This is a genomic window from Streptomyces chartreusis NRRL 3882 (assembly GCF_900236475.1).
Lineage (GTDB): Bacteria > Actinomycetota > Actinomycetes > Streptomycetales > Streptomycetaceae > Streptomyces > Streptomyces chartreusis_D.
Genome location: NZ_LT963352.1, coordinates 4764978 through 4786895, shown reverse-complemented (window position 1 = coordinate 4786895; position 21918 = coordinate 4764978). Strand labels below are relative to the sequence as shown.

Below are 21918 nucleotides of genomic sequence, written 5' to 3'. Positions count from 1 at the left end.
CACGATGTCGAAGCCCAATCCTTGATCCCTCGGTCGGACATCTCTTCGGACCTCTGCGGGGCCCTCGGGCAAGGCTCTCGGTGTGCGGGCCGGTGTCGGCCCCGGGTCGCGGCTCGCCTAGTACGCTGACGGCCATCCCGGTGCCTGCGAGAGTGTGACTGTGACTTCCCTCCGACCCCGCCCTGAGCCAGCAGAGGTCGCACGTGTGACCTCCACGGCCGCGGAGTTGCTGGAAGTCCTCTGGGGCCGTGCCTCCACCGCACCCGCCTCGGCGTCCCAGCTGCGCGTGCTGCTCATCCTGGAGCACCACGAGGGCATCAACCTGCGCACCCTCGCCGACTCCCTCGCCTCCACCCCGCCCTCGACCAGCCGGCTGTGCGACCGGCTCCAGGCCGCGGGGTTCGTCGAACGCGCGGTGAGCGCGGCGGACCGGCGCGAGGTACAGCTGCACCTCAGCGGGCGGGGCCGCGCCTTCCTGGCCGACCTGCGCATCCGCCGGGAACAGACGCTGCGCGCCGTGCTCGACCAGATGCCCGCCGCCAAGCGGGTCGCGCTGCTGCAAGGGCTGGAGGCGTTCTGCGACGCGGCCGCGGCCCAGATACACGACGCCTCCGACGACTCGTCGGCGCCCGGCACCCGCACCGCCTGAACTGCCCGTCGTGGCACCGGGACGAACATTCCGGATCCTCCCCCGCGCCCGCACGGCACGGCTAGATTGTTGTCTCACGACTATAGTTGCCGAACGACAACTGTCCGCTCCACGAGTCCCGCTGCCGAGTCCTCCGCACCGCACCGCCCCGCCCTCCTGCCCGTACCGTGAGCCGACCGTGCGGGTACCCCGTCACCGCCCCGACCTGCGCCGACTGTGGTCAACGTCTCGACGGGGAGGACACGGGGCATGAGCCGGGCGACTGCGGGTAGCGGCCTGGAGGTGGCCTGACGGGGGACGGGAGCGGGCCGGAACTACGAGGGAGGGCCCGTGACGGCGACCACGCGCATCGGTACGACGACGGATTCCGGCACCGACACCGGCGAGGAGCTGCCGCAGATCGCCGAGCCGCACAAGCTCGCCCCGCAGGACGCGCGCGATCTGACCGGACAGTTCCTCGACCGGCTCGCCGTGCTGGAGGAGGGCACTCCCGAATACCAGTACGCGCGCAACACGCTCATCGAGATGAACATGTCGCTGGTGCGGTTCGCGGCCCGCCGGTTCCGTGCGAGCGGCCAGTCGATGGAGGACATCGTCCAGGTCGGCGTCATCGGGCTGATCAAGGCCATCGACCGGTTCGAGGTCTCCCGCGAGGTCCAGTTCACCAGCTTCGCGGTGCCGTACATCATCGGCGAGATCAAGCGGTTCTTCCGCGACACGTCCTGGGCCGTGCACGTGCCGCGCCGCCTTCAGGAGGCCCGTACGGAACTCGCCAAGGCCACCGAGGAACTGGCCTCCCGCCTCGGCCGCGCGCCGAAGGTCGCGGAGCTGGCGGCGCTCATGAACCTCTCGGAGGAGGAGGTCGTCGAGGCCCAGGTCGCGGCGAACGGCTACCTCTCCTCGTCCCTGGACGCCGCGGTCACCGGCGACTCGGAGGACAGCGACACCGCGCTCTCCGAGTTCATCGGCGAGGAGGACCCGGCCCTCGAACTCGTCGAGGACTTCCACGCGCTGGCTCCCCTGGTCGCCGAACTCGACGAGCGCCAGCGCCTCATCCTCCACCTCCGCTTCGTCGAGGAACTCACCCAGGCGGACATCGGCAAGCGCCTGGGCATCTCCCAGATGCACGTCTCCCGCCTGATCTCCCGGACGGTGGCCCGCCTGCGGTCGGGGATGCTGGCGACGGGCTGAGGCCCACACACGCCCGCTCACGCACGCACGCATCCGGAAACGACGAAGCGCCCCGACCGGCTCTGACCGGTCGGGGCGCTTCGCAGCAAGTCGAAGGCCGTGTCCTCCGCCCGCTGCCGGTAGGCCCTGTGGGACTCGAACCCACAACCAATGGATTAAAAGTCCACTGCTCTGCCAATTGAGCTAAGGGCCCAGGCGATGTTGCCCCCACGAGCATAGCCGGACGAGGCCGAGTCTCCGATCGGGTATCGGTCACCGGCCGCGCCGGAGGGGGAACTGACCCCGTGACGGCCGCGGATCCACCCCTGCGGGACGGGAACGGCAGAGCGCCGTGGCCCGCCCGCAGGAGGGATCCACGGCGCTCGTCACGCGTCTGTGTCAGCCGTTGCGCTTCCAGCGCGGCTTGTCCTCGCGGCGACCGAAGGAACCGCCGCCACGGTGGTCGTCACGACGGCCGTTCGGACGGTCGTGGCCGCCGGCGCGGTAGCCCGGACGGTCGTCCCGGCGGTCGCGGTTGAACGGACGGTCGCTGCCACGGTGCCCACCGCGCTCGTCCCGGCGGAAGCCGCCACGGTCGTCACGGCGCTCGAACGGACGCCCGCCGCGGTCGTCACGACGCTCGAACGGACGGCCGCCACGGTCGTCACGACGCTCGAAGGAACGACCACCCCGGTCGTCGCGCCGGAAGCCGCCGCGCTCACCCCGGTCGCCCCGGTCAGCCCGGTCGTCCCGGCGGAAACCGCCACGGTCGTCACGACGCTCGAACGAACGGCCACCACGGTCGCGGTCCCGGTCGCGGTTGAACCCGCCGCGGTCGTCACGACGCTCGAACGGACGGCCGCCACGGTCGTCACGACGCTCGAAGGAACGACCACCACGGTCCCGGTCGAAGGACCGGTCCCGGTCACGGCTGAACCCGCCGCGGTCGTCACGACGCTCCCGCCGCTCGTACGGCGCGGTGGCAGCCTCGGCACGCTCGACGTCCTGCGCGGTCCGCTGCTCGGGCACGGACACCTCGACGCCGGCCGGAACCTCCGCGGACTCCCCGGACACCGCCGCCTGCGGCTCCTCGCCCCGCTCGCGAGCGACCCGCGCGAGCAGCCGGTCGGACTCCTCGCGCAACTCGTTCGCACGCCGCTGCGCCCGCTCCAGCTCCTTGGCGAGCTGGGCGACCTCACGCTCGGCCTGCTGAGCGGCGTTGCCCACGGACTCGGCCTGGACCTCGGTCATCGACCGGGCACCGGTGATCTCGGCGACCTCCGGGTCGAAGGCCGCGCCGCCCTGGATGATGTGGCGCGTGGCGTCGACGCCCGCGTCCTCCATCAGCCGGAAGATCTGACGCCGCTGGTGCGGCAGGGAGAGGGAGACGACGGTGCCGGTACGGCCCGCGCGCGCCGTACGGCCGGCGCGGTGCAGGTAGTCCTTGTGGTCGCCCGCCGGGTCCACGTTCAGCACCAGGTCGATGCCGTCGACGTGGATACCGCGCGCCGCCACGTCGGTCGCGACGAGCACGTTGACGTACCCGTCCTTGAAGTCGGCCAGGGTCCGCGTCCGCGCGCCCTGCGTCATGCCGCCGTGCAGCGCGTCGGCCTTCACCCCGGAGTCGCGCAGCTGCTCGGCGACGCGGTCGGCGCCCAGCTGGGTGCGGACGAAGATGATCGTGCGGCCCTTGCGGGACGCGATGGCCGCGGTGACCGGCGCCTTGTCCTTGGGCTTCACGATGAGGATGTGGTGCGACATGGTCGTCACGGCGCCCTGGGCGGCGTCGACCTCGTGGCTCACCGGGTTGTTCAGGTACCGGTCGACGAGGGTCTTGATCTCGTTCTCCATGGTCGCGGAGAAGAGCATCCGCTGACCGCCCGCGGGGACCTGGTCCAGCAGCTCCGTCACCTCGGGCATGAAGCCCAGGTCGGACATCTGGTCGGCCTCGTCGAGAACGGCGATCTGCACGTTCTCCAGCGAGCAGGCGCCGCGGTTGATGATGTCGCGCAGCCGGCCCGGGGTGGCGACCAGGACGTCGACGCCCTTCTCCAGGGCGTAGATCTGGTTGCCCATGGACGTACCGCCGCAGACGACCTTCATCTTGAGGCCGAGGACGTCGCCGTAGGGCTGGAGCGCGTCGGCGACCTGCATGGCGAGCTCACGCGTCGGCGTGAGGATGACGGCCCGCGGCTTGTGCTTCTCGGTACGGCCGCCGGCGAGCTGGGCCAGGGCGGGCAGACCGAACGACAGGGTCTTGCCGGAGCCGGTGCGGCCCCGGCCGAGGATGTCCTTGCCGTCCAGGGCGTCCGGGATGGTCGCGGCCTGGATCGGGAAGGGGGTGGTCACGCCGTTCTGTGCGAGCTTGCGGACGACGCCCTCGGGGAGACCGAGGTCGGCGAAAGTGACCTCGGGGGCGTCCTCGGTTGCCTCGTTCTCGGGCACGACGACGTGATCAGTACTGGCGATGGACATGCGAATGCGAAACCTTCCGGAGTCTCGTCGGCACGCGCCCGTCAACTCCGTGATTCGCGATTCGCAATACGACCGCCTCAATGCGGTCCACCACGGCAAGGGAGAGAGTACGCGCCACACGGCGCGCTCTGCAGTGGCGCCGGGCAAGATGGGATCAAACGATCTGCCACCATACGCACTCCGGGCCCCACAAGGCAAACCGGACTCCGCAGGAGACAGTTGGGACGCCCTCCGTGACCCAGTGGCCCGGAGAACCTCCCGTCGGTGCCAACCAGCCACCCCCCGAGATTGTTCCCGCCCGACGGCACTCACCGCGCGGCTACGCCGGCGCCCCCGCCTCGGGTGCCGGCTCCCGCTGGGCGAGCTGCGGCCCGGGCGGCTCGTGCGCCGACGACGACGGCTCCGGCTTGTCCGTGGGCTCCGGCGACGCCGTCACCTCGGTCGGGGTCGGCGTGGGCTCGGGTTCGGCCGTCCGGGTGGGCGTCGGCGGAGCCGGCGGCTTCGGCGTCGGCTTGGCCGGCTTCCCCGGCTTGGCGCGCCCCGGCGCGGGCGCGCTCACCACGGCGGACGGCGACACCCCGGGAGACGCCGACTCCCCCGGCCCGCCGTCCTTGCCCTTCTTCCCCTTCTCGCCCTTGCCGTGCCCGCGCTCGCCGTCGGCCGCCGCCGCACCGAACCCGGTACCGCCGCCCGACGCCGCCGACCCGCCGTCGGGCGCCTCCCCGCCGCGCTGTCCGGCGGAGTGCGACGGCTTGGCGCTCCCTCCCGCGCCGTCGTCGCCGACGCTCATACAGCCGGCGGCGGCGGCGACGGCCACGACCGTGGCGGCCAGGCGGACGGGTACGTACAAGGGGCGCACGGGGCCACCTCCGGGAAGGGTGATGGAGTCAACACCTCCAACTCCCGCCGCCCACAAGAGGACACGCGCCCCGCATTCACAACCCGCTCAGCCGTAACCCAGGGCGTGAAGGCGCGCGTCGTCGATGCCGAAGTGGTGCGCGATCTCGTGCACCACCGTGATCTCCGTCTCGGCGACGACGTCCTCCCGCGACTCGCACATCCGCAACGTCGGATTCCGGTAGATGGTGATCCGGTCCGGCAGCACACCGGCGTACCACTCGCCCCGGTCGGTCAGCGGAGTCCCCTCGTACAGCCCGAGCAGCTCGGGATCGTCCGACGGCGGTTCGTCCTCGACGAACACCGCGACGTTGTCCATCAGTCGCGTCAACTCCGGCGGGATCCGGTCGAGCGCCTCGGCGACCAGCTCCTCGAACTCCTCACGCGTCATCTCCAGCACAGGCCCATTGTCGGCCACGACACAGCAGTACGAGAGCCTTCCGGCGTCGCATATCCGGCCCGGGACTTGGGCATACGGGACCAATGGCCCGCGTCCCCGCCGCAGTCCTGAGTGTCCTGAACCCGATCCGCAAGGGCCCGCGCGCCCTCGCCCGCCGCTACCGCTCCCGCCAGGCCCCGGCCACGATCGAACTCGTGCCGCAGCCGCACCCGTGGTCCCGTGCGGTGGGACTGGTGGCCGTGGTCCTCCTCGGCGCCTGGCTGGGCCTGCTGGTCGTGGGCAATGTCCGGGTCCCGGTCGGCCCCATGAACACCACCATGACGCTGCGCCCCTCCTTCACCGGCGGCACCAAGATCAACATCTCGCCGCTGGGCGCCCTGCAGCTGGACAGCCACATCGCCCCCGTCCGTCTGGACGTGAACGTCGACCAGCTCGACCCGGTCCGCTCCCAGGCCCTGGTCGACCACCCCGAGCGGCTCTCCGGCCTCCAGGACGAGGTCACCGAGGACGTCGGACGCGGCACCCTCGACCTGGCCGTACGGTCATCCGTCGCCGTCGTCGGCGGCGCCACCGCGCTCGGCCTCGCGGTCTACCGCCGCCCCCGCCGCGCCCTGGCCGCCGGCGGCCTCGCGCTCACCCTCCTCGCCGCCTCCGGCGGCACGGCGTACGCCACCTGGCGCCCCGACTCCGTCCTGGAACCCAAGTTCTCCGGACTGCTCACCTCGGCCCCCTCCCTGGTCGGCAACGCGCGCAGCATCGTCACCGAATTCGACGTCTACCAGAAGGAATTGGCCCGCCTGGTCACCAACGTCACCAAGCTCTACGACGCCACCTCGACCCTCCCGGCCTACGCGCCCGACCCCTCGACCATCCGGGTCCTGCACGTCTCCGACATCCACCTGAACCCGGCGAGCTGGAAGATCATCGCCTCGCTGGTGGAGCAGTACAAGGTGGACGTGATCGTCGACTCGGGCGACACGATGGACCACGGCACGGCCGCCGAGAACGGCTTCCTGGACCCCATCGAGGACCTCGGGGCCCCCTACGTCTGGGTCCGCGGCAACCACGACTCGATGATCACGCAGCGCTATCTGGAGGGCCTGAAGAACGTCCACGTCCTGGACGACGGCCGGGCCAAGACGATCAAGGGTCTGCGCTTCGCGGGCATCGGCGACCCGCAGTTCACCCCGGACCGCTCGAAGCAGCCCGGCGCCGAGCAGTCCCAGGAGCTGGCCGGCGCCCGCCTGGCCACGGCCCTGCGCGACCAGCGCACCGCCGGCACCCCGGTGGACGTCGCCATCGCCCACGAACCGTCGGCGGCCCGCGAGGTCGACGGCGAGGTGCCGCTGGTGCTGGCCGGCCACCTCCACCACGACGAGATGGAAGTCCTGAAGTACGGCACCCGGCTGCGCATCGAGGGCTCCACGGGCGGCAGCGGCCTGCGTGCCATCGAGGGCAAGCACCCGGACCCCATCGAAGCGTCGATCCTCTACTTCGACCGGAACACCCGCCACCTCCAGGCCTGGGACGAGATCGAACTGGGCGGCCTGGGCCTCACGACAGCCGAGGTCAGTCGCCACCTCCCGGAGGAGAACCAGCCCGGCGCGACACAGTCCCCGACCACCCCCGCGACGGAGCCGCCGACGGGGTCCCCCGCCGGCTCCCCCTAAACCGTTTTGGCGATAGCTCCCGCCATCCCATATGCTTCTCACGTCCCCGACGCGCTGAGAAGCGCCCAGGCGGGCCGATAGCCCTCATCGTCTAGCGGCCTAGGACGCCGCCCTTTCAAGGCGGTAGCACGGGTTCGAATCCCGTTGGGGGCACGCACCACCCTGTGCGACACTGTCGTACGACACGCTTGGTCCTGTGGAGCAGTTTGGAGTGCTCGCCACCCTGTCAAGGTGGAGGCCGCGGGTTCAAATCCCGTCAGGACCGCTGAGGTTTCACGTGAAACCTCGTGGCTGGGTAGCTCAGTTGGTACGAGCGTCCGCCTGAAAAGCGGAAGGTCGCCGGTTCGACCCCGGCCCCAGCCACAACCGCCCTCACCAGGGCTTGAGCCCCTCTCCGACTCTCACCGGAGAGGGGCTCTTTCGTGTCGTCTGGCAGCGCCTAGTCGTCCCCGCCGCTTTGCCGTGAGCCGGAATTCCGGCTCGCACTGCGGGCCAGTTCGCTGCCGAGCAGCGTCACCTTGGCCACACCACGTGCCCAGCGCGGGGCGTCCCCCCGGGCCGCCCAGAAGACGCAGACACAGCCGCCGATGACGAGCAGGACGACGAGCGACAGTATGAGCACGAGCATGATGGACCCCGTTTTCGTGTGATGAACCGCGCCATCGTCTCAGGCGGGCCTCCCTCCGGCAGGCCCGGGCCGAGGGGCCGGCCTGGTCGGACCGCCCGAGACAAAAGCGTTAGCCACAAAAATCGGCGGGATGAGATCCTGGATCGCGTATGTCTACGCAATCCGCCCCCGCCCTCGGCGCCCTCGCCCCCCGCCTGACCGAGCTGTCCCTGCGCGACGCGCACCGGCTCGGGCGCAGGCTCGAAGGTGCGCGCAAGATCCGTAAGCCGGAGGCACGCGCCGCCGTGCTGGCCGAGATCGAGGCGGAGATCGGCAAGGCCGAGGAGCGGATGGCCGGGCGCCGCGCCCGCGTGCCCGGGATCACGTACCCCGAGCAGCTGCCGGTCAGCCAGAAGAAGGACGAGATCGCCGACGCCATCCGCGACCACCAGGTCGTGATCGTCGCCGGTGAGACCGGTTCCGGGAAGACCACGCAGATCCCGAAGATCTGCATGGAGCTCGGCCGCGGGGTCCGCGGCATGATCGGGCACACCCAGCCCCGCCGGATCGCCGCCCGCACCGTCGCCGAACGCGTGGCGGAGGAGCTGGACACCCCGCTGGGCGAGGCCGTCGGCTGGAAGGTCCGTTTCACGGACCAGGTCGACCCGGACGCCACGTTCGTCAAGCTCATGACGGACGGCATCCTGCTCGCCGAGATCCAGACCGACCGCGAGCTGCGCGCCTACGACACGATCATCATCGACGAGGCCCACGAGCGGTCCCTCAACATCGACTTCCTGCTGGGCTACCTCGCCCAGCTGCTGCCGAAGCGCCCCGACCTCAAGGTCGTCATCACCTCGGCCACCATCGACCCCGAGCGCTTCTCCCGGCACTTCGGCGACGCCCCGATCGTCGAGGTCAGCGGCCGTACGTACCCCGTGGAGGTCCGCTACCGGCCGCTCCTGGAGGAGGACGGCGACGACGCCGACCGCGACCAGATCACCGCGATCATCGACGCCGTCGAGGAGCTCCAGAAGGAGGGTCAGGGCGACATCCTGGTCTTCCTGTCGGGCGAGCGGGAGATCCGGGACACGGCCGACGCCCTGACCAAGAAGAACTACCGCTTCACGGAGATCCTGCCGCTCTACGCCCGGCTCTCCCACGCCGAACAGCATCGCGTCTTCCAGCCCCACACCGGACGCAGGATCGTTCTGGCCACGAACGTCGCGGAGACGTCCCTCACCGTCCCGGGCATCAAGTACGTCATCGACCCGGGCTTCGCACGGATCTCCCGCTACAGCCACCGCACCAAGGTCCAGCGCCTCCCCATCGAGCCGGTCTCCCAGGCCAGCGCCAACCAGCGCAAGGGCCGCTGCGGCCGTACGTCGGACGGCATCTGCATCCGCCTCTACAGCGAGGACGACTTCAACGCCCGCCCGGAGTTCACGGACGCGGAGATCCTCCGGACGAACCTCGCCTCCGTCATCCTGCAGATGACCGCGGCCGGCCTCGGCGACATCGAGAAGTTCCCCTTCATCGACCCGCCGGACCACCGCAACATCCGCGACGGCGTGCAACTCCTCCAGGAACTGGGCGCCCTCGACCCGGCGCAGAAGGACCCCCGCAAGCGGCTCACGGACACCGGCCGCAAGCTCGCCCAGCTGCCCGTCGACCCGCGGCTGGCCCGCATGGTCCTGGAGGCGGACAAGAACGGCTGTGTGCGCGAGGTCATGGTCATAGCCGCCGCGCTGTCCATCCAGGACCCCCGCGAGCGCCCCGCCGACAAGCAGACCCAGGCCGACCAGCAGCACGCCCGCTTCAAGGACGAGACCAGCGACTTCCTGGCCTACCTGAACCTCTGGCGCTACATCCGCGAGCAGCAGAAGGAGCGCGGCTCGTCCTCCTTCCGCCGGATGTGCAAGCAGGAGTACCTCAACTTCCTTCGCATCCGCGAATGGCAGGACATCTACAGCCAGCTGCGCACGGTCGCGAAGCAGATGGGCATCCACCTCAACGAGGACGATGCCCCGGCCGACCGCATCCACGTCTCCCTGCTCGCCGGCCTGCTGTCCCACATCGGGATGAAGGACGTGAAGGAGGGCGCGAAGAACGAGTACCTGGGCGCCCGCAACGCCAAGTTCGCGGTCTTCCCCGGCTCGGCCCTCTTCAAGAAGCCCCCGCGCTTCGTGATGTCCGCCGAACTCGTCGAGACCTCCCGCCTCTGGGCCCGGGTCAACGCCAAGATCGAGCCCGAGTGGGTCGAACCCCTCGCCGGCCACCTCCTCAAGCGCACCTACAGCGAGCCGCACTGGGAGAAGGACCAGGCAGCCGTGATGGCGTACGAGAAGGTCACGCTGTACGGCGTGCCGATCGTGGCCCAGCGGAAGGTCAACTACGGGCGGATCGACCCGGAGACCAGCCGCGAGCTGTTCATCCGGAACGCGCTCGTCGAGGGCGACTGGCGCACGCACCACAAGTTCTTCTCGGACAACCGCAGACTCCTCACCGAGGTCGAGGAGCTGGAGCACCGGGCCCGGCGCCGGGACATCCTGGTCGACGACGAGACGCTGTTCGACTTCTACGACCAGCGGATCCCCGAACACGTCGTCTCCGGCGCCCACTTCGACTCCTGGTGGAAGCACAAGCGCCACGAGCAGCCCGACTTCCTCGACTTCGAGCGCGAGATGCTCATCAACGAGAAGGCGGGCGAGGTCACCAAGGCGGACTATCCGGACTCCTGGCGGCAGGGGAACCTCAAGTTCCGCGTGACGTACCAGTTCGAGCCGGGCGCGGACGCGGACGGTGTGACCGTCCACATCCCGCTCCAGGTGCTCAACCAGGTCACGGACGAGGGCTTCGACTGGCAGATCCCGGGCCTGCGGGAGGAGCTCGTCACGGAGCTCATCCGGTCCCTGCCCAAACCGATCCGCCGCAACTACGTGCCCGCGCCGAACTACGCGAAGGCGTTCCTGGACAGGGCCGTCCCGCTCCAGGAACCGCTCACCACGACCATGACCCGCGAGTTGAGGCGCATGGTCGGGGTGCCCTTCGAGGCCGAGGACTTCGACTGGTCCAAGGTCCCCGACCACCTCAAGGTCACGTTCCGGATCGTCGACGAGCGGCGCCGCAAGCTCGCCGAGGACAAGGACCTGGAGGCGCTGAAGCTCAGACTCCGGCCGAAGGCCCGCAAGGCCCTCTCCCAGGCCGCGGCCGCGACGGCGGAACGCCAGGGCGGCGAGTCCCTGGAGCGCAAGGGCCTCACGGACTGGACGATCGGCACGCTCACCCGCGTCTTCGAGACCCGGCGGGCCGGCCAGCCGGTGAAGGCGTACCCGGCGCTGGTCGACGACGGCGACACCGTCTCCGTACGGCTCTTCGACACGGAGGCGGAACAGGCGCAGGCCATGTGGAAGGGCACCCGCCGCCTGATCCTGCGCAACATCCCGGTGAACCCGGCGAAGTTCGCCTCCGAGAAGCTGACGAACGCGCAGAAGCTGGCGCTGTCCGCGAATCCGCACGGCTCCGTCCAGGCGCTGTTCGACGACTGCGCGATGGCGGCCGCCGACCGGCTGATCGCGGACTTCGGCGGGCCGGCGTGGGACGAGGAGTCGTACCGGAAGCTGTACGACAAGGTGCGCGCCGAGATCGTCGACACGACCGTCCGCACCGTGGGCCAGGTGCAGCAGGTGCTGGCCGCCTGGCAGGCCTGTGAACGCCGTCTGAAGGCCGTACGCAGCCCCGCGCTGCTGCCGAACCTCCAGGACGTGCGGAAGCAGCTGGACGCCCTCGTGAAGCCCGGCTTCGTGACGGAGGCGGGTCTGCGCCGCATGCCGGACCTGATGCGCTACCTGGTGGCCGCGGACCGGCGTCTGACGCAGATGCCGACGAACGTCCAGCGGGACACCTCGCGGATGCAGAAGGTCCACGAGATGCAGGACGAGTACGCCTGGCTCCTGGAGCAGATGCCGCAGGGGAGGCCGGTGCCGTCGTCGGTCCTGGACATCCGCTGGATGATCGAGGAGCTCCGGGTCAGCTACTTCGCCCACGCGCTGGGCACGGCGTACCCCGTCTCCGACAAGCGGATCGTGAAGGCGATCGACGCGGCAGTGCCGTAATCACGTGCGCACGCAGGGTGAGTTCGACCAGGGCCCCACCCTCCTGTACAGTCTCTTCTCGCAGCGCAACGCAGAAATCGCGCCGCGAAACCTGGTCCTGTGGAGCAGTTTGGAGTGCTCGCCACCCTGTCAAGGTGGAGGCCGCGGGTTCAAATCCCGTCAGGACCGCAGTGAGAGAAAGAGGGCTCGCACCCCGCAAGGGGCGCGAGCCCTTTCTCGTGACCAACGACCGCGCTCCCTCGCCACCCTGCCGAGGTGGAGGCCGCGCCCGCGGCGCAGCCGCAATCAAGCACAGCAAATCCCGTCAGGACCGCAGTGAAAGAGCCCGGGTCTTCCGGATCCGGGCTCTTCTGTCGTCCGAGCTTCACTCGTCCGGACCTCCCGCATCCAAGTTCGTTTGTGCGCCCCTGACCTGTGCGATGCCCCCTCGGGGGCCCTCACGCCGTCTTGACGGCCTCTCGTTCCCTCGGTACCCAGAAACCAGGGCCGTTCCCGGTTCGGCCTTCCGGAGGTGGCGTATGGCGGCATCGGCTAGGCACGAGACGCGGGCCCTGCTCCGTGCACACCTGGCGGCCGCGTCGTCGTACCGGCATCTCACTCGCCACTGTCCGATCTGCCATCACCTGCTGCGGCTGGCGATGGAGTCCGCCCAGACCGCTCCACGCACCGCCCAGACCTCCCAGGAGCCCGTCGAGAACGAGAGTCCGGCGCGAGCCTGACCGAAGCCGGCCTCAACGCCCGTTCGTACACGGGGTGCTGGAGCCGGTGGCTCCACTACCGCACCCGCGGCGGAGCTAACAAGCCGCTCGGTATGTGACGGGTGTCACTGCATGAGTTTTGGAAAGTGCGGTACTTACACCCCGCCTACAACGGGTCAATTTAATATGTGCAATTGCACCCCTTCGACGGTGCCGCACACAAGGGATCCCACGCCCCTCCCCAGACTCCGACAAGGCCGCTCACAGCCACGCCACGAGACCGACAGCCGGCGCACAAAAAAGATCGCGCTGGACCCGGCGGAGTCCAGCGCGATCGACGACGCACCCTGTCATATGCCTGGAAAGCTCTGACTGGCGTGGGCGTGGGGCCTGTTGGGGCAGGACCCGCGTCGCTTGGAGCTGTGGTTCGGACGTCTCGGCTGATGGGGGACCAGCCGGTTCGCCCGGTTATTCAGTTGTTCAGGCCTCGCTGCGCTGCTGCGGAATGCCCGCGAGCAGAGCGCGGACCTCTGCCTCGCGGTAGCGGCGATGCCCGCCGAGCGTGCGGATCGACGTGAGCTTGCCGGCCTTCGCCCACCGCGTGACCGTCTTGGGGTCGACGCGGAACATGGTGGCGACCTCAGCCGGGGTCAGCAGCGGCTCGGCATCAGGGGTGCGAGCGGTCATGAGCGGCCTCCTCGGGAGAACCGAACCTTCTCGGTTCTTTCCTCTAAATTCTGCACCTTGACCCGCGTTGCCCGAAATGGCGGACGCGAGTCGAGTCGGTTATAGGACGAACGGCTTGTCCTCGGCACTACAACTACACCATCTGTCCAGCCGCGTCGGCCAAACCGATGGAATTGCCCTCCCAGGTGTTCATCAGCGACGGAAGCCGATGGACCATGCCATAGCGGACAGTCACGCCACTGTGACGATCAGTCACAGGGCGATCAGGAGTCACAAGACCCCCCAAAGCGTGCAATGCTGAGATTCCGCCCACAATGCAGCACAACGGGACGGAAGGAGCCCCCCGGACTCCTTGTCCTATTTTGGCATGAGGAGGGGCAAGGGGCGCAAGGGCCACGTACGTGTAGTCCGTCACGCTTGGCCTACTTGAGAGGTACGCCCGGATCGGGACCTACGTCCGTTGTTGACAAGGCTTCAGCGCACGCAGAGCGCTCTTCAGGAACGCCGGTGCGAGGACGTAACCCCAAAACGGGCGATACGTCAAACGCCTGTTCGTGACCGGTCACGAGCGGTCCGTAGGAACCGAAGGTCAGAGGTCAGTTCGCCGACCGCAGATCCCGCACGGAACGCCACCGGTCCACCAGGCGGGCGTACGCCTCCCCGGCCGCCGCCCCGTCGCCCCGGCGCAGCGCGGCGATCCCCTCGGCGACGTCCGCCGCCGAGTGGTCGTCCTCCAGCGCCCCGGCCGGCACGGCGTGCACCAGGCCGCCGTAGTCCAGCTCCACGAGCGAGCGCGGGTGGAACTCCTCCAGCCAGCGCCCGACGTCCACCAGGCCGTCGATCAGCGGCCCCTCGTCCATGGCCTCCTTCAGGGCCCGCAGGCCCCGGGCCACCCGGCGCCGGGCCTGGACCATGGGCGTGCGGTAGCGCAGCACCGGCGGGCTGTGCACGCTGTCGCCCTTGTCGTACTCGCGCTCCTCGTCGGAGACCAGCACGAACCAGTTGATCGGCACCTGCCAGGTCGCCGTACGGATCCACGGCCGGGCGTCCGGGTTGTCCGCCAGCCAGCGTTCGTAGTCCTGGGCCGCCTGGCGGCGCAGGAAGGGCGGCAGGACCGCGTCCAGGACGGGCGGCGGCAGCTCCTCGGAGAGCTCGTCCAGGGCCTGCCAGCCGCGCAGCCGGGTGCGCCAGGGGCAGACGCAGACGACGCCGTCGACGTCCAGCACGAAGGCGTCCTCGCTCTCGTGCACCGGCACGAGGACCGGCGGGGTGGGCGCCAAGTCGGCCAGGGCACGGCGGAGTTCGTCCTGGTACGAGGGACGGTCCGGACGGCGGGCGTAGCGGGCCCAGTGGCTGCGCTCCGGCTCGGCGAAGGCGGCCAGCGGCTCGTACACGCGCAGATAGGTCGCGTAGGGGACGATCACCGAGGACACCTTGGGCACGCCTGCTCCCTCCCCCGCGCACCGTCGCGAAAACCTGCGGAACCCACTCACAAACGCGCGGGAAATCTATGCAAATCGTCGCACGGGTGTACTCCGGTCGGAGGTGATCCTGAGCACTGTGCGGCCGGCGGGCCCACCAGGCTCTAATCTCATGCTCAGCAGCCCCCGCCACCCGCACGGGAGCTGGTCTCCACCCGCCGCAACTTACTCAGGAGTCACCACAGTGACCGACGTAACCGGCGCACCTGCTGATGTACTGCACACCCTGTTCCACTCGGACCAGGGGGGTCATGAGCAAGTCGTGCTCTGTCAGGACCGCGCGAGCGGCCTCAAGGCCGTCATCGCCATCCACTCCACCGCCCTGGGCCCCGCGCTCGGCGGTACGCGCTTCTACCCGTACGCGAACGAGGCCGAGGCGGTCGCCGACGCGCTGAACCTCGCCCGCGGGATGTCGTACAAGAACGCCATGGCCGGTCTCGACCACGGCGGCGGCAAGGCCGTGATCATCGGCGACCCGGAGCGGATCAAGAGCGAGGAGCTGCTCCTCGCCTACGGCCGGTTCGTCGCCTCCCTCGGCGGGCGCTACGTCACCGCCTGCGACGTCGGCACGTACGTCGCCGACATGGACGTGGTGGCCCGCGAGTGCCGCTGGACCACCGGCCGCTCCCCGGAGAACGGCGGCGCCGGGGACTCCTCCGTCCTCACCGCCTACGGCGTCTACCAGGGCATGCGGGCCTCCGCGCAGCACCTGTGGGGCGACCCGTCGCTGCGCGCGAAGCGGGTCGGCATCGCCGGCGTCGGCAAGGTCGGCCACCACCTGGTGGAGCACCTCGTGAAGGAGGGCGCCGAGGTCTTCGTCACTGACGTGCGCGAGGACGCCGTACGGCGGATCACCGAGCGGCACCGGGACGTCATGGCCGTGAAGGACACCGACGAGCTGATCCGCATCGACGGGCTGGGCATCTACGCCCCCTGCGCGCTGGGTGGGGCACTGGACGACGACACCGTGCCGGTGCTGACCGCCGAGGTGGTCTGCGGCGCGGCCAACAACCAGCTCGCCCACCCGGGCGTGGAGAAGGACCTCGCCGACCGCGGGATCCTCTACGCGCCGGACTACGTGGTGAACGCCGGCGGTGTCATCCAGGTGGCCGACGAACTGCACGGCTTCGACTTCGAGCGGTGCAAGGCGAAGGCGGCGAAGATCTTCGACACCACGCTGGCCATATTCGCACGTGCGAAGGAGGACGGTATTCCGCCGGCTGCCGCGGCCGACCGGATCGCCGAGCAGCGCATGCACGACGCGGCAGCGGCCCGCCGGGCGCGCTGATTCGGCAGCGCGCTCGCACGTTTGGCCGGTACCCGTCGGTGGGCAGTTAGAGAGAACTCTCACTTCTACCGGCGGGTCGACCGCCGAGAAGTGGTTAAAATCGCGGTTGACCAGCGAGGACGGGGCGCCTCGAAGGTCCTGGGCGCGGGCACGTCATACGGGCGACGTACCGTATGGGCGCGGGCTCAGGTACCGTGGAAGCCCTACGGGCCGGTCTCTCTGCGGAGAGGCCGTTCCGGACCATGAACGCGTGTCAAGACTCTGGGGCCGTCGAGCCCCGTCGTTGAGGGGGTCGAGCCATGGGGCGCGGCCGGGCCAAGGCCAAGCAGACGAAGGTCGCCCGCCAGCTGAAGTACAACAGCGGTGGGACTGACCTCTCACGCCTGGCCGAGGAGCTGGGTGCATCGCCTTCGAATCCGCAGCCGCCTAACGGCGGGCCGTTCGAGGACGATGATCAGGACGACGACCTGTACGCACGGTACGCCGACCTCTACGAGGACGACGACGAGGACGAGGACACCCAGTCCTCGCAGCATCGTCGCGGCGCTTGACCTTGCACTGAGCATTTGCCCGGTCGGTGACCTCGGTCACCGACCGGGTTCTGTGCTGCGTTCAGGTCTTCAGCCGGCGTAGTCACCGATCAGGGCGGCACCAGTGGTGTGCTCGCCCCTGTCCGTGATCTCTCCGGCCACCCAGGCGTCCACACCACGGTCGGCCAGGGTCGCCAGGGCCACGTCCGTGGACTCCTGCGGCACGATCGCGATCATGCCGACGCCCATGTTCAGGGTCTTCTCCAGCTCCAGGCGCTCGACCTGACCCGTCGTGCCGACGAGGTCGAAGATCGGGGCCGGGGTCCAGGTGGAGCGGTCGACGATCGCGTGCAGGTCGTCCGGGATGACCCGGGCCAGGTTCGCCGCGAGTCCGCCGCCGGTGACGTGGCTGAAGGCGTGCACCTCGGTGGTGCGCATCAGGGCCAGGCAGTCCAGCGAGTAGATCTTCGTCGGCTCCAGCAGTTCCTCGCCGAGGGTGCGGCCGAGCTCGTCGACGTGGGTGTCCAGCGCGAGGCCGGCCTGGTCGAGCAGGACGTGCCGGACGAGGGAGTACCCGTTCGAGTGAAGACCGGAGGACGCCATGGCGATCACCGCGTCACCCGTCCGGATACGATCCGCGCCGAGCAGCCGGTCGGCCTCCACGACGCCCGTACCGGCGCCGGCGACGTCGAAGTCGTCCTCGCCCAGCAGGCCCGGGTGCTCGGCCGTCTCGCCGCCGACCAGGGCGCAGCCGGCCAGCACACAGCCCTCGGCGATGCCCTTGACGATGGCTGCGACGCGCTCGGGGTGGACCTTGCCGACGCAGATGTAGTCGGTCATGAACAGCGGCTCGGCGCCACACACCACGATGTCGTCCATGACCATGGCGACCAGGTCGTGGCCGATCGTGTCGTAGACGCCCAGCCGGCGGGCGATGTCGACCTTGGTGCCGACGCCGTCCGTGGCGGAGGCGAGCAGGGGCCGCTCGTAGTTCTTCAGGGCGGAGGCGTCGAAGAGGCCGGCGAAGCCGCCGAGGCCGCCGAGGACCTCGGGGCGCTGGGCCTTCTTCACCCACTCCTTCATCAGCTCGACGGCGCGGTCGCCCGCTTCGATGTCGACGCCCGCGGCTGCGTAGCTGGCACCAGTTGTCTCAGACATGGCTAATGAGAACCTTCGTGTCGTACAGCAGGTTTTGCGGGCTGCCTACGGGCGGCGGATCGCGTCGGCGGCGGCCGTGGCGGCCGGGCCGGCGGCCAGCTCCGTCTCCAGGAGCTGCTTGCCGAGCAGCTCGGGGTCCGGGAGATCCATCGGGTACTCGCCGTCGAAGCAGGCGCGGCACAGGTTCGGCTTGGCGATGGTGGTCGCCTCGATCATGCCGTCGATGGAGATGTAGGCCAGGGAGTCGGCGCCCAGGGAGGTGCCGATCTCCTCGATCGTCATGCCGTTGGCGATGAGCTCGGCGCGGGTGGCGAAGTCGATGCCGAAGAAGCAGGGCCACTTCACGGGCGGCGAGGAGATCCGGATGTGGACCTCGGCGGCGCCCGCCTCGCGGAGCATGCGGACCAGGGCCCGCTGGGTGTTGCCGCGCACGATCGAGTCGTCGACGACGACCAGGCGCTTGCCCTTGATGACTTCCTTCAGCGGGTTCAGCTTCAGGCGGATGCCCAGCTGTCGGATGGTCTGCGAGGGCTGGATGAACGTACGGCCGACGTAGGCGTTCTTCACCAGGCCGGCGCCGAAGGGGATGCCGGAGGCCTCGGCATAACCGATGGCCGCCGGGGTGCCGGACTCCGGGGTCGCTATCACCAGGTCGGCCTCGACCGGGGACTCCTTCGCCAGGCGGCGGCCCATCTCCACGCGGGAGAGGTAGACGTTCCGGCCGGCGATGTCGGTGTCGGGACGGGCCAGGTACACGTACTCGAAGACACAGCCCTTGGGCTTCGCTTCCGCGAACCGGGACGTGCGCAGGCCGTTCTCGTCGATGGCGACGAACTCGCCCGGCTCTATCTCGCGGACGTAGGAGGCGCCGCAGATGTCGAGGGCCGCGGACTCGGAGGCCACGACCCAGCCGCGCTCCAGCCGGCCGAGGACCAGGGGGCGGATGCCCTGCGGGTCGCGGGCCGCGTACAGGGTGTGCTCGTCCATGAAGACGAGCGAGAAGGCGCCCTTGACCTGCGGGAGGACGCTGTGCGCGGCCTCCTCGATGGTCAGCGGCTTGCCGTCCTCGTCGACCTGGGCCGCGAGGAGCGCGGTGAGCAGGTCCGTGTCGTTGGTGGCCGCGACGCGCGGCGTACGGCCGCCTTCCTGCTTGGGCAGGTCGGCGACCATCTCGGCGAGCTGGGCGGTGTTGACGAGGTTGCCGTTGTGACCGAGCGCGATGGAGCCGTGTCCGGTCGCGCGGAAGGTCGGCTGGGCGTTCTCCCACACGGAGGCGCCGGTGGTCGAGTAGCGGGCGTGACCGACCGCGATGTGACCCTGGAGCGAACCGAGTGAGGTCTCGTCGAAGACCTGGGAGACCAGGCCCATGTCCTTGAAGACGAGGATCTGTGAGCCGTTGCTGACCGCGATTCCCGCGGATTCCTGGCCTCGATGCTGGAGGGCGTAGAGCCCGAAGTACGTGAGCTTGGCGACCTCTTCGCCCGGAGCCCAGACACCGAAGACGCCACAAGCGTCCTGGGGGCCCTTCTCACCGGGGAGCAGGTCGTGGTTGAGTCGTCCGTCACCACGTGGCACGCCACCGAGTGTAGGCGAGGTCGTCCACTGGTCCGAATTGGGGATACCGGACTTTTCAGTGGATCACCGCTCGGCGACGGCTCGCACACTCGTACCGTTTTCGCTGGTCAGCGTCAGGGTTTGGTGATCGACTCCGTACTTCAGCTTCCCGTCGAAAAGTCGCAGCAGGGCCTTCTCGTCGGACATGAGTGAGTCTTCGCACATCATTCGGGTCGTGGACGGGGGGCCGAGGGTGATATCGCCGTCGCGGACGGTGGCCTCGGCGTTCACCTTGTTGCAGCCGAGGCTGCCGGAGACCGTGCCCTTCTTCGCGTCGAAGGTGAGGTGGGCGCGGCCGTCGGTTTCCGGGGTCGTGACGGTCCACTTGGTGCCGCTCAGCGGGGCGTCCTTCGCCTTGGTCAGGCGGACGGTGTCGCCCTGGCCGGTGGTGAGGGTGAGGCGGTCGCCGTCCATCCGGGCCTCGAACTCCCGGCCGGAGAGCGTGCGGGCGAGGGTCTCCTCGAACTCCACGGGCGTGTTCTCGCAGGCCATCTGGGTGGACCTGGTCATGCCGAGCTTGACGCGGTCGCCGTCGACGGTGGCCTCGGCGCCGAACTTGTTGCAGCCGAGACTGCCCTCGGCCCGGCCCTTGTCGATGGTCACGTGGGCGCCGGTGGGGGCCTTCTGGGTCTTTCCGTCGGCGGTGACGCTGTCCACGCTCCACCGCACGCCTGTCACCGTCACCGGCTTCTCGGCACCGACCGAACCGCTGCCGCTGCCCGCCTTCTCGTTGCCGCAGGCCGCCATGAGCGGGACGAGCATGGCGGCGGCCGTCAGGGTCATGCGCTGCTTCTGCCTGTCCATGCCACTTCGACGGGGGACCCGGGGGGATCGGTTCCCCTTATGTCATCAGGGGCAGGTGGGCCGACAGATCCGCCCGCTCCCCGCTCGCGCTGACCTTGGCGTCCTCCAGAGCCTGCGCCCAGGACACCCGCCCGGTCGCGAGCCGGATCCAGGTCAGCGGGTCCGTCTCGACGACGTTGGGCGGCGTGCCGCGGGTGTGCCGGGGCCCCTCCACGCACTGCACCACCGCGTACGGCGGCACCCGCACCTCCGTCGAGCCGCCGGGGGCCTTCACGGCGAGCGCGTCGGCCAGCAGCCGGGTGCAGGCGGCCAGGGCCTGACGGTCGTAGGGGATGTCCAGGCCGGGGACGGCGGCGTTGAGGTCGTCGGTGTGGACGACGAGTTCGACGGTGCGGGTGACGAGGTAGTCGGCGAGGGTCATGGCGCCGGTGCGCGCGGCGAGGACGCGGGTGCCGGGGGCGGCCGCGAGCTTCTCGGCGAGGCGCTCCTCGGTCCTGTCGTACAGGGTGTCGAGGTCGGGGTTGGCCTCGGCGAGCTGCCGGGTGCCGTCGTCGATGTCGGCGGCTCGGACGGCGGTGGCGAAGGGCCAGTCGAGGAGGCCGAGTTCCGGTTTCGCCGGCTCGTCGCGGTCGAGGTTGCGGCTGACGGTCTCCACGGCCATGGTCACGTGGGCCGCCAGCTCCCGGACCGTCCAGTCACCGAGCCTGGTCGGCAGGTCGAGCTGCTCGGGGGTGAGGGTGCGGACGGCCTGCCGCACGTTCCCGAACTGGGCGAACACGGCCGCCTGGATCTTGACGGGATCGTAGCTGCGGGTGCGCTTCTTGGCCGGAGGCATGGGGGTCAGCCTAGAGCGACGGCCGCCGGCGGCGCCTCGAAGATCTCTCCGTTGCGCGGCACGCCGATTCCGCGCCAGGTGAAGGGCGCGCCCCGGGCCGCGTCCGGGTCCGGGCCGTCCATCAGCTGGAAGTGCAGGTGCGGCTCGGAGGAGTTGCCCGAGTTGCCGCAGCGGGCGATCGGCTGCCCGGCGCGGACGCGGTCGCCCTCGCGGACGGTGAGGGAGCCGCGCTGGAGATGGGCGTAGGCGGCGTGGGTGCCGTTGCCGAGGTCGAGGACGAGGTGGTTGCCGAGGATGCGCCCGGTGCCGGCCAGCTCGCGCACCGAGCCCTCAACGAGCAGCAGGTACAGCAACCCCGGCAGGGAGGTGCGGCTCAGGTGGTCGCGCTGCCCGTCGGCGGCCCGGACGACCGTGGCGTCGGCGACCGCGAGGATCGGGGCGCCGAAGGCCGGGAAGTCCTGGGGGCGGCGGGCGAGCGGCCACAGCCACCGGAAGGCGGGGCGGGCGCCCGGCTCGGGCTCGGCGAGGATGTCGATCGCGTATGTCTGACCGTGGGCGTGGACGCCGTGGCTCGGGGTGCGGTCGGCCGGGCTGTTCAGCGCGGACCAGCGGCCGGTGACCGGCGGATCGACCTCGACGGGCTCGCGGGCCGCCCGGGGGCTGTCCGGGGCACCGCCCCACCGGTTGGCGACGGTGACGACGACGTACGCCAGGACCAGCGGCAGGCAGTTCCACAGGGCGTGGTAGCCCCAGTCGAAGCAGATGTGCGCGACCACCAATGCGATGAAGGCCAGCTGCAGCCCCCGGAAAGCCACCATGCCGAGCTTGCGTGCGGACATC

General features: G+C 70.0%; 18 protein-coding genes and 5 tRNA genes. 11 read left to right on the top strand and 12 right to left on the bottom strand.

Translation table 11 applies throughout. From position 1 onward, the window contains the following. The first annotated feature begins 154 nt into the window (after nt 1-154). Nucleotides 155-649 (top strand): MarR family transcriptional regulator, encoded by a 495-nt coding sequence (locus SCNRRL3882_RS21585; RefSeq protein WP_086012571.1) that lies wholly within the window; start codon nt 155-157, stop codon nt 647-649. A gap of 330 nt (nt 650-979) precedes the next feature. After that, nucleotides 980-1840, top strand: coding sequence for an RNA polymerase sigma factor SigF (locus tag SCNRRL3882_RS21580; protein ID WP_010044987.1), 861 nt, complete (start codon nt 980-982; stop codon nt 1838-1840). A 120-nt stretch (nt 1841-1960) separates the two neighbouring features. Here the strand turns inward: SCNRRL3882_RS21580 and SCNRRL3882_RS21575 are convergent. From SCNRRL3882_RS21575 to SCNRRL3882_RS21560, 4 genes are all read right to left on the bottom strand, one after another. After that, a tRNA-Lys gene (locus SCNRRL3882_RS21575) sits at nt 1961-2033 on the bottom strand. A gap of 185 nt (nt 2034-2218) precedes the next feature. After that, on the bottom strand, nt 2219-4294 hold the full coding sequence (locus SCNRRL3882_RS21570) for a DEAD/DEAH box helicase (RefSeq protein WP_010044990.1): 2076 nt from the start codon (nt 4292-4294) through the stop codon (nt 2219-2221). Between the two features lie 319 nt (nt 4295-4613). After that, entirely contained in the window at nt 4614-5153 is a 540-nt protein-coding gene (locus SCNRRL3882_RS21565; RefSeq protein ID WP_010044992.1) for a hypothetical protein, read from the bottom strand. A gap of 87 nt (nt 5154-5240) precedes the next feature. Further along, nucleotides 5241-5591, bottom strand: a complete 351-nt coding sequence (locus SCNRRL3882_RS21560; protein WP_010044994.1) for a metallopeptidase family protein — start codon at nt 5589-5591, stop codon at nt 5241-5243. An 83-nt stretch (nt 5592-5674) separates the two neighbouring features. On the opposite strand from SCNRRL3882_RS21560, the gene SCNRRL3882_RS21555 reads away from it, so the two are divergent. From SCNRRL3882_RS21555 to SCNRRL3882_RS21540, 4 genes are all read left to right on the top strand, one after another. After that, nucleotides 5675-7261 (top strand): metallophosphoesterase family protein, encoded by a 1587-nt coding sequence (locus tag SCNRRL3882_RS21555; protein ID WP_010044995.1) that lies wholly within the window; start codon nt 5675-5677, stop codon nt 7259-7261. An 80-nt stretch (nt 7262-7341) separates the two neighbouring features. Next, nucleotides 7342-7414 (top strand) — tRNA-Glu (locus SCNRRL3882_RS21550). 37 nt (nt 7415-7451) lie between these two features. Then, a tRNA-Asp gene (locus SCNRRL3882_RS21545) sits at nt 7452-7526 on the top strand. Nucleotides 7527-7550: 24 nt separating this feature from the next. Then, nucleotides 7551-7624: transfer RNA gene (locus SCNRRL3882_RS21540), tRNA-Phe, on the top strand. Between the two features lie 76 nt (nt 7625-7700). Here the strand turns inward: SCNRRL3882_RS21540 and SCNRRL3882_RS21535 are convergent. After that, complete coding sequence (locus SCNRRL3882_RS21535; RefSeq protein ID WP_010044996.1) at nt 7701-7889, bottom strand: hypothetical protein; 189 nt, start codon at nt 7887-7889, stop codon at nt 7701-7703. A 149-nt stretch (nt 7890-8038) separates the two neighbouring features. Here SCNRRL3882_RS21535 and hrpA point away from each other — a divergent pair, with 149 nt between their 5' ends. The 3 genes from hrpA (at nt 8039) to SCNRRL3882_RS21520 (ending at nt 12702) form a co-directional block, all read left to right on the top strand. Beyond that, nucleotides 8039-11983, top strand: coding sequence for an ATP-dependent RNA helicase HrpA (gene hrpA, locus SCNRRL3882_RS21530; protein WP_010044997.1), 3945 nt, complete (start codon nt 8039-8041; stop codon nt 11981-11983). Between the two features lie 93 nt (nt 11984-12076). Then, nucleotides 12077-12151: transfer RNA gene (locus tag SCNRRL3882_RS21525), tRNA-Asp, on the top strand. Between the two features lie 350 nt (nt 12152-12501). Next, the gene (locus SCNRRL3882_RS21520) at nt 12502-12702 is read left to right on the top strand and encodes a DUF6274 family protein (RefSeq protein WP_010044998.1); all 201 of its coding nucleotides are present in this window, start codon (nt 12502-12504) and stop codon (nt 12700-12702) included. A gap of 459 nt (nt 12703-13161) precedes the next feature. On the opposite strand, the gene bldC is transcribed toward SCNRRL3882_RS21520, so the two are convergent. Continuing rightward, nucleotides 13162-13368, bottom strand: coding sequence for a developmental transcriptional regulator BldC (bldC, locus tag SCNRRL3882_RS21515; protein ID WP_003949541.1), 207 nt, complete (start codon nt 13366-13368; stop codon nt 13162-13164). A 596-nt stretch (nt 13369-13964) separates the two neighbouring features. Next, nucleotides 13965-14810 carry a hypothetical protein gene (locus SCNRRL3882_RS21510; protein ID WP_010045025.1) on the bottom strand — a complete coding sequence of 282 codons (846 nt, stop codon included), beginning with the start codon at nt 14808-14810 and terminating at the stop codon, nt 13965-13967. 223 nt (nt 14811-15033) lie between these two features. On the opposite strand from SCNRRL3882_RS21510, the gene SCNRRL3882_RS21505 reads away from it, so the two are divergent. Both SCNRRL3882_RS21505 and SCNRRL3882_RS21500 read left to right on the top strand, forming a co-directional pair. Beyond that, nucleotides 15034-16137 carry a Leu/Phe/Val dehydrogenase gene (locus tag SCNRRL3882_RS21505; protein ID WP_029181534.1) on the top strand — a complete coding sequence of 368 codons (1104 nt, stop codon included), beginning with the start codon at nt 15034-15036 and terminating at the stop codon, nt 16135-16137. Nucleotides 16138-16436: 299 nt separating this feature from the next. Beyond that, nucleotides 16437-16688, top strand: coding sequence for a DUF3073 domain-containing protein (locus tag SCNRRL3882_RS21500; protein ID WP_010045029.1), 252 nt, complete (start codon nt 16437-16439; stop codon nt 16686-16688). A gap of 69 nt (nt 16689-16757) precedes the next feature. On the opposite strand, the gene purM is transcribed toward SCNRRL3882_RS21500, so the two are convergent. From purM to SCNRRL3882_RS21475, 5 genes are all read right to left on the bottom strand, one after another. Beyond that, complete coding sequence (gene purM / locus SCNRRL3882_RS21495; RefSeq protein WP_010045031.1) at nt 16758-17825, bottom strand: phosphoribosylformylglycinamidine cyclo-ligase; 1068 nt, start codon at nt 17823-17825, stop codon at nt 16758-16760. Nucleotides 17826-17870: 45 nt separating this feature from the next. After that, nucleotides 17871-19400 carry an amidophosphoribosyltransferase gene (gene purF / locus SCNRRL3882_RS21490; RefSeq protein WP_010045033.1) on the bottom strand — a complete coding sequence of 510 codons (1530 nt, stop codon included), beginning with the start codon at nt 19398-19400 and terminating at the stop codon, nt 17871-17873. Nucleotides 19401-19463: 63 nt separating this feature from the next. After that, nucleotides 19464-20243: an META domain-containing protein gene (locus SCNRRL3882_RS21485; RefSeq protein WP_010045035.1), complete on the bottom strand. Its 780-nt coding sequence runs from the start codon at nt 20241-20243 to the stop codon at nt 19464-19466. A gap of 37 nt (nt 20244-20280) precedes the next feature. Continuing rightward, on the bottom strand, nt 20281-21078 hold the full coding sequence (locus SCNRRL3882_RS21480; RefSeq protein ID WP_010045036.1) for a maleylpyruvate isomerase family mycothiol-dependent enzyme: 798 nt from the start codon (nt 21076-21078) through the stop codon (nt 20281-20283). 5 nt (nt 21079-21083) lie between these two features. Next, complete coding sequence (locus SCNRRL3882_RS21475; protein WP_010045038.1) at nt 21084-21917, bottom strand: M23 family metallopeptidase; 834 nt, start codon at nt 21915-21917, stop codon at nt 21084-21086. Nucleotide 21918: the final 1 nt, after the last annotated feature.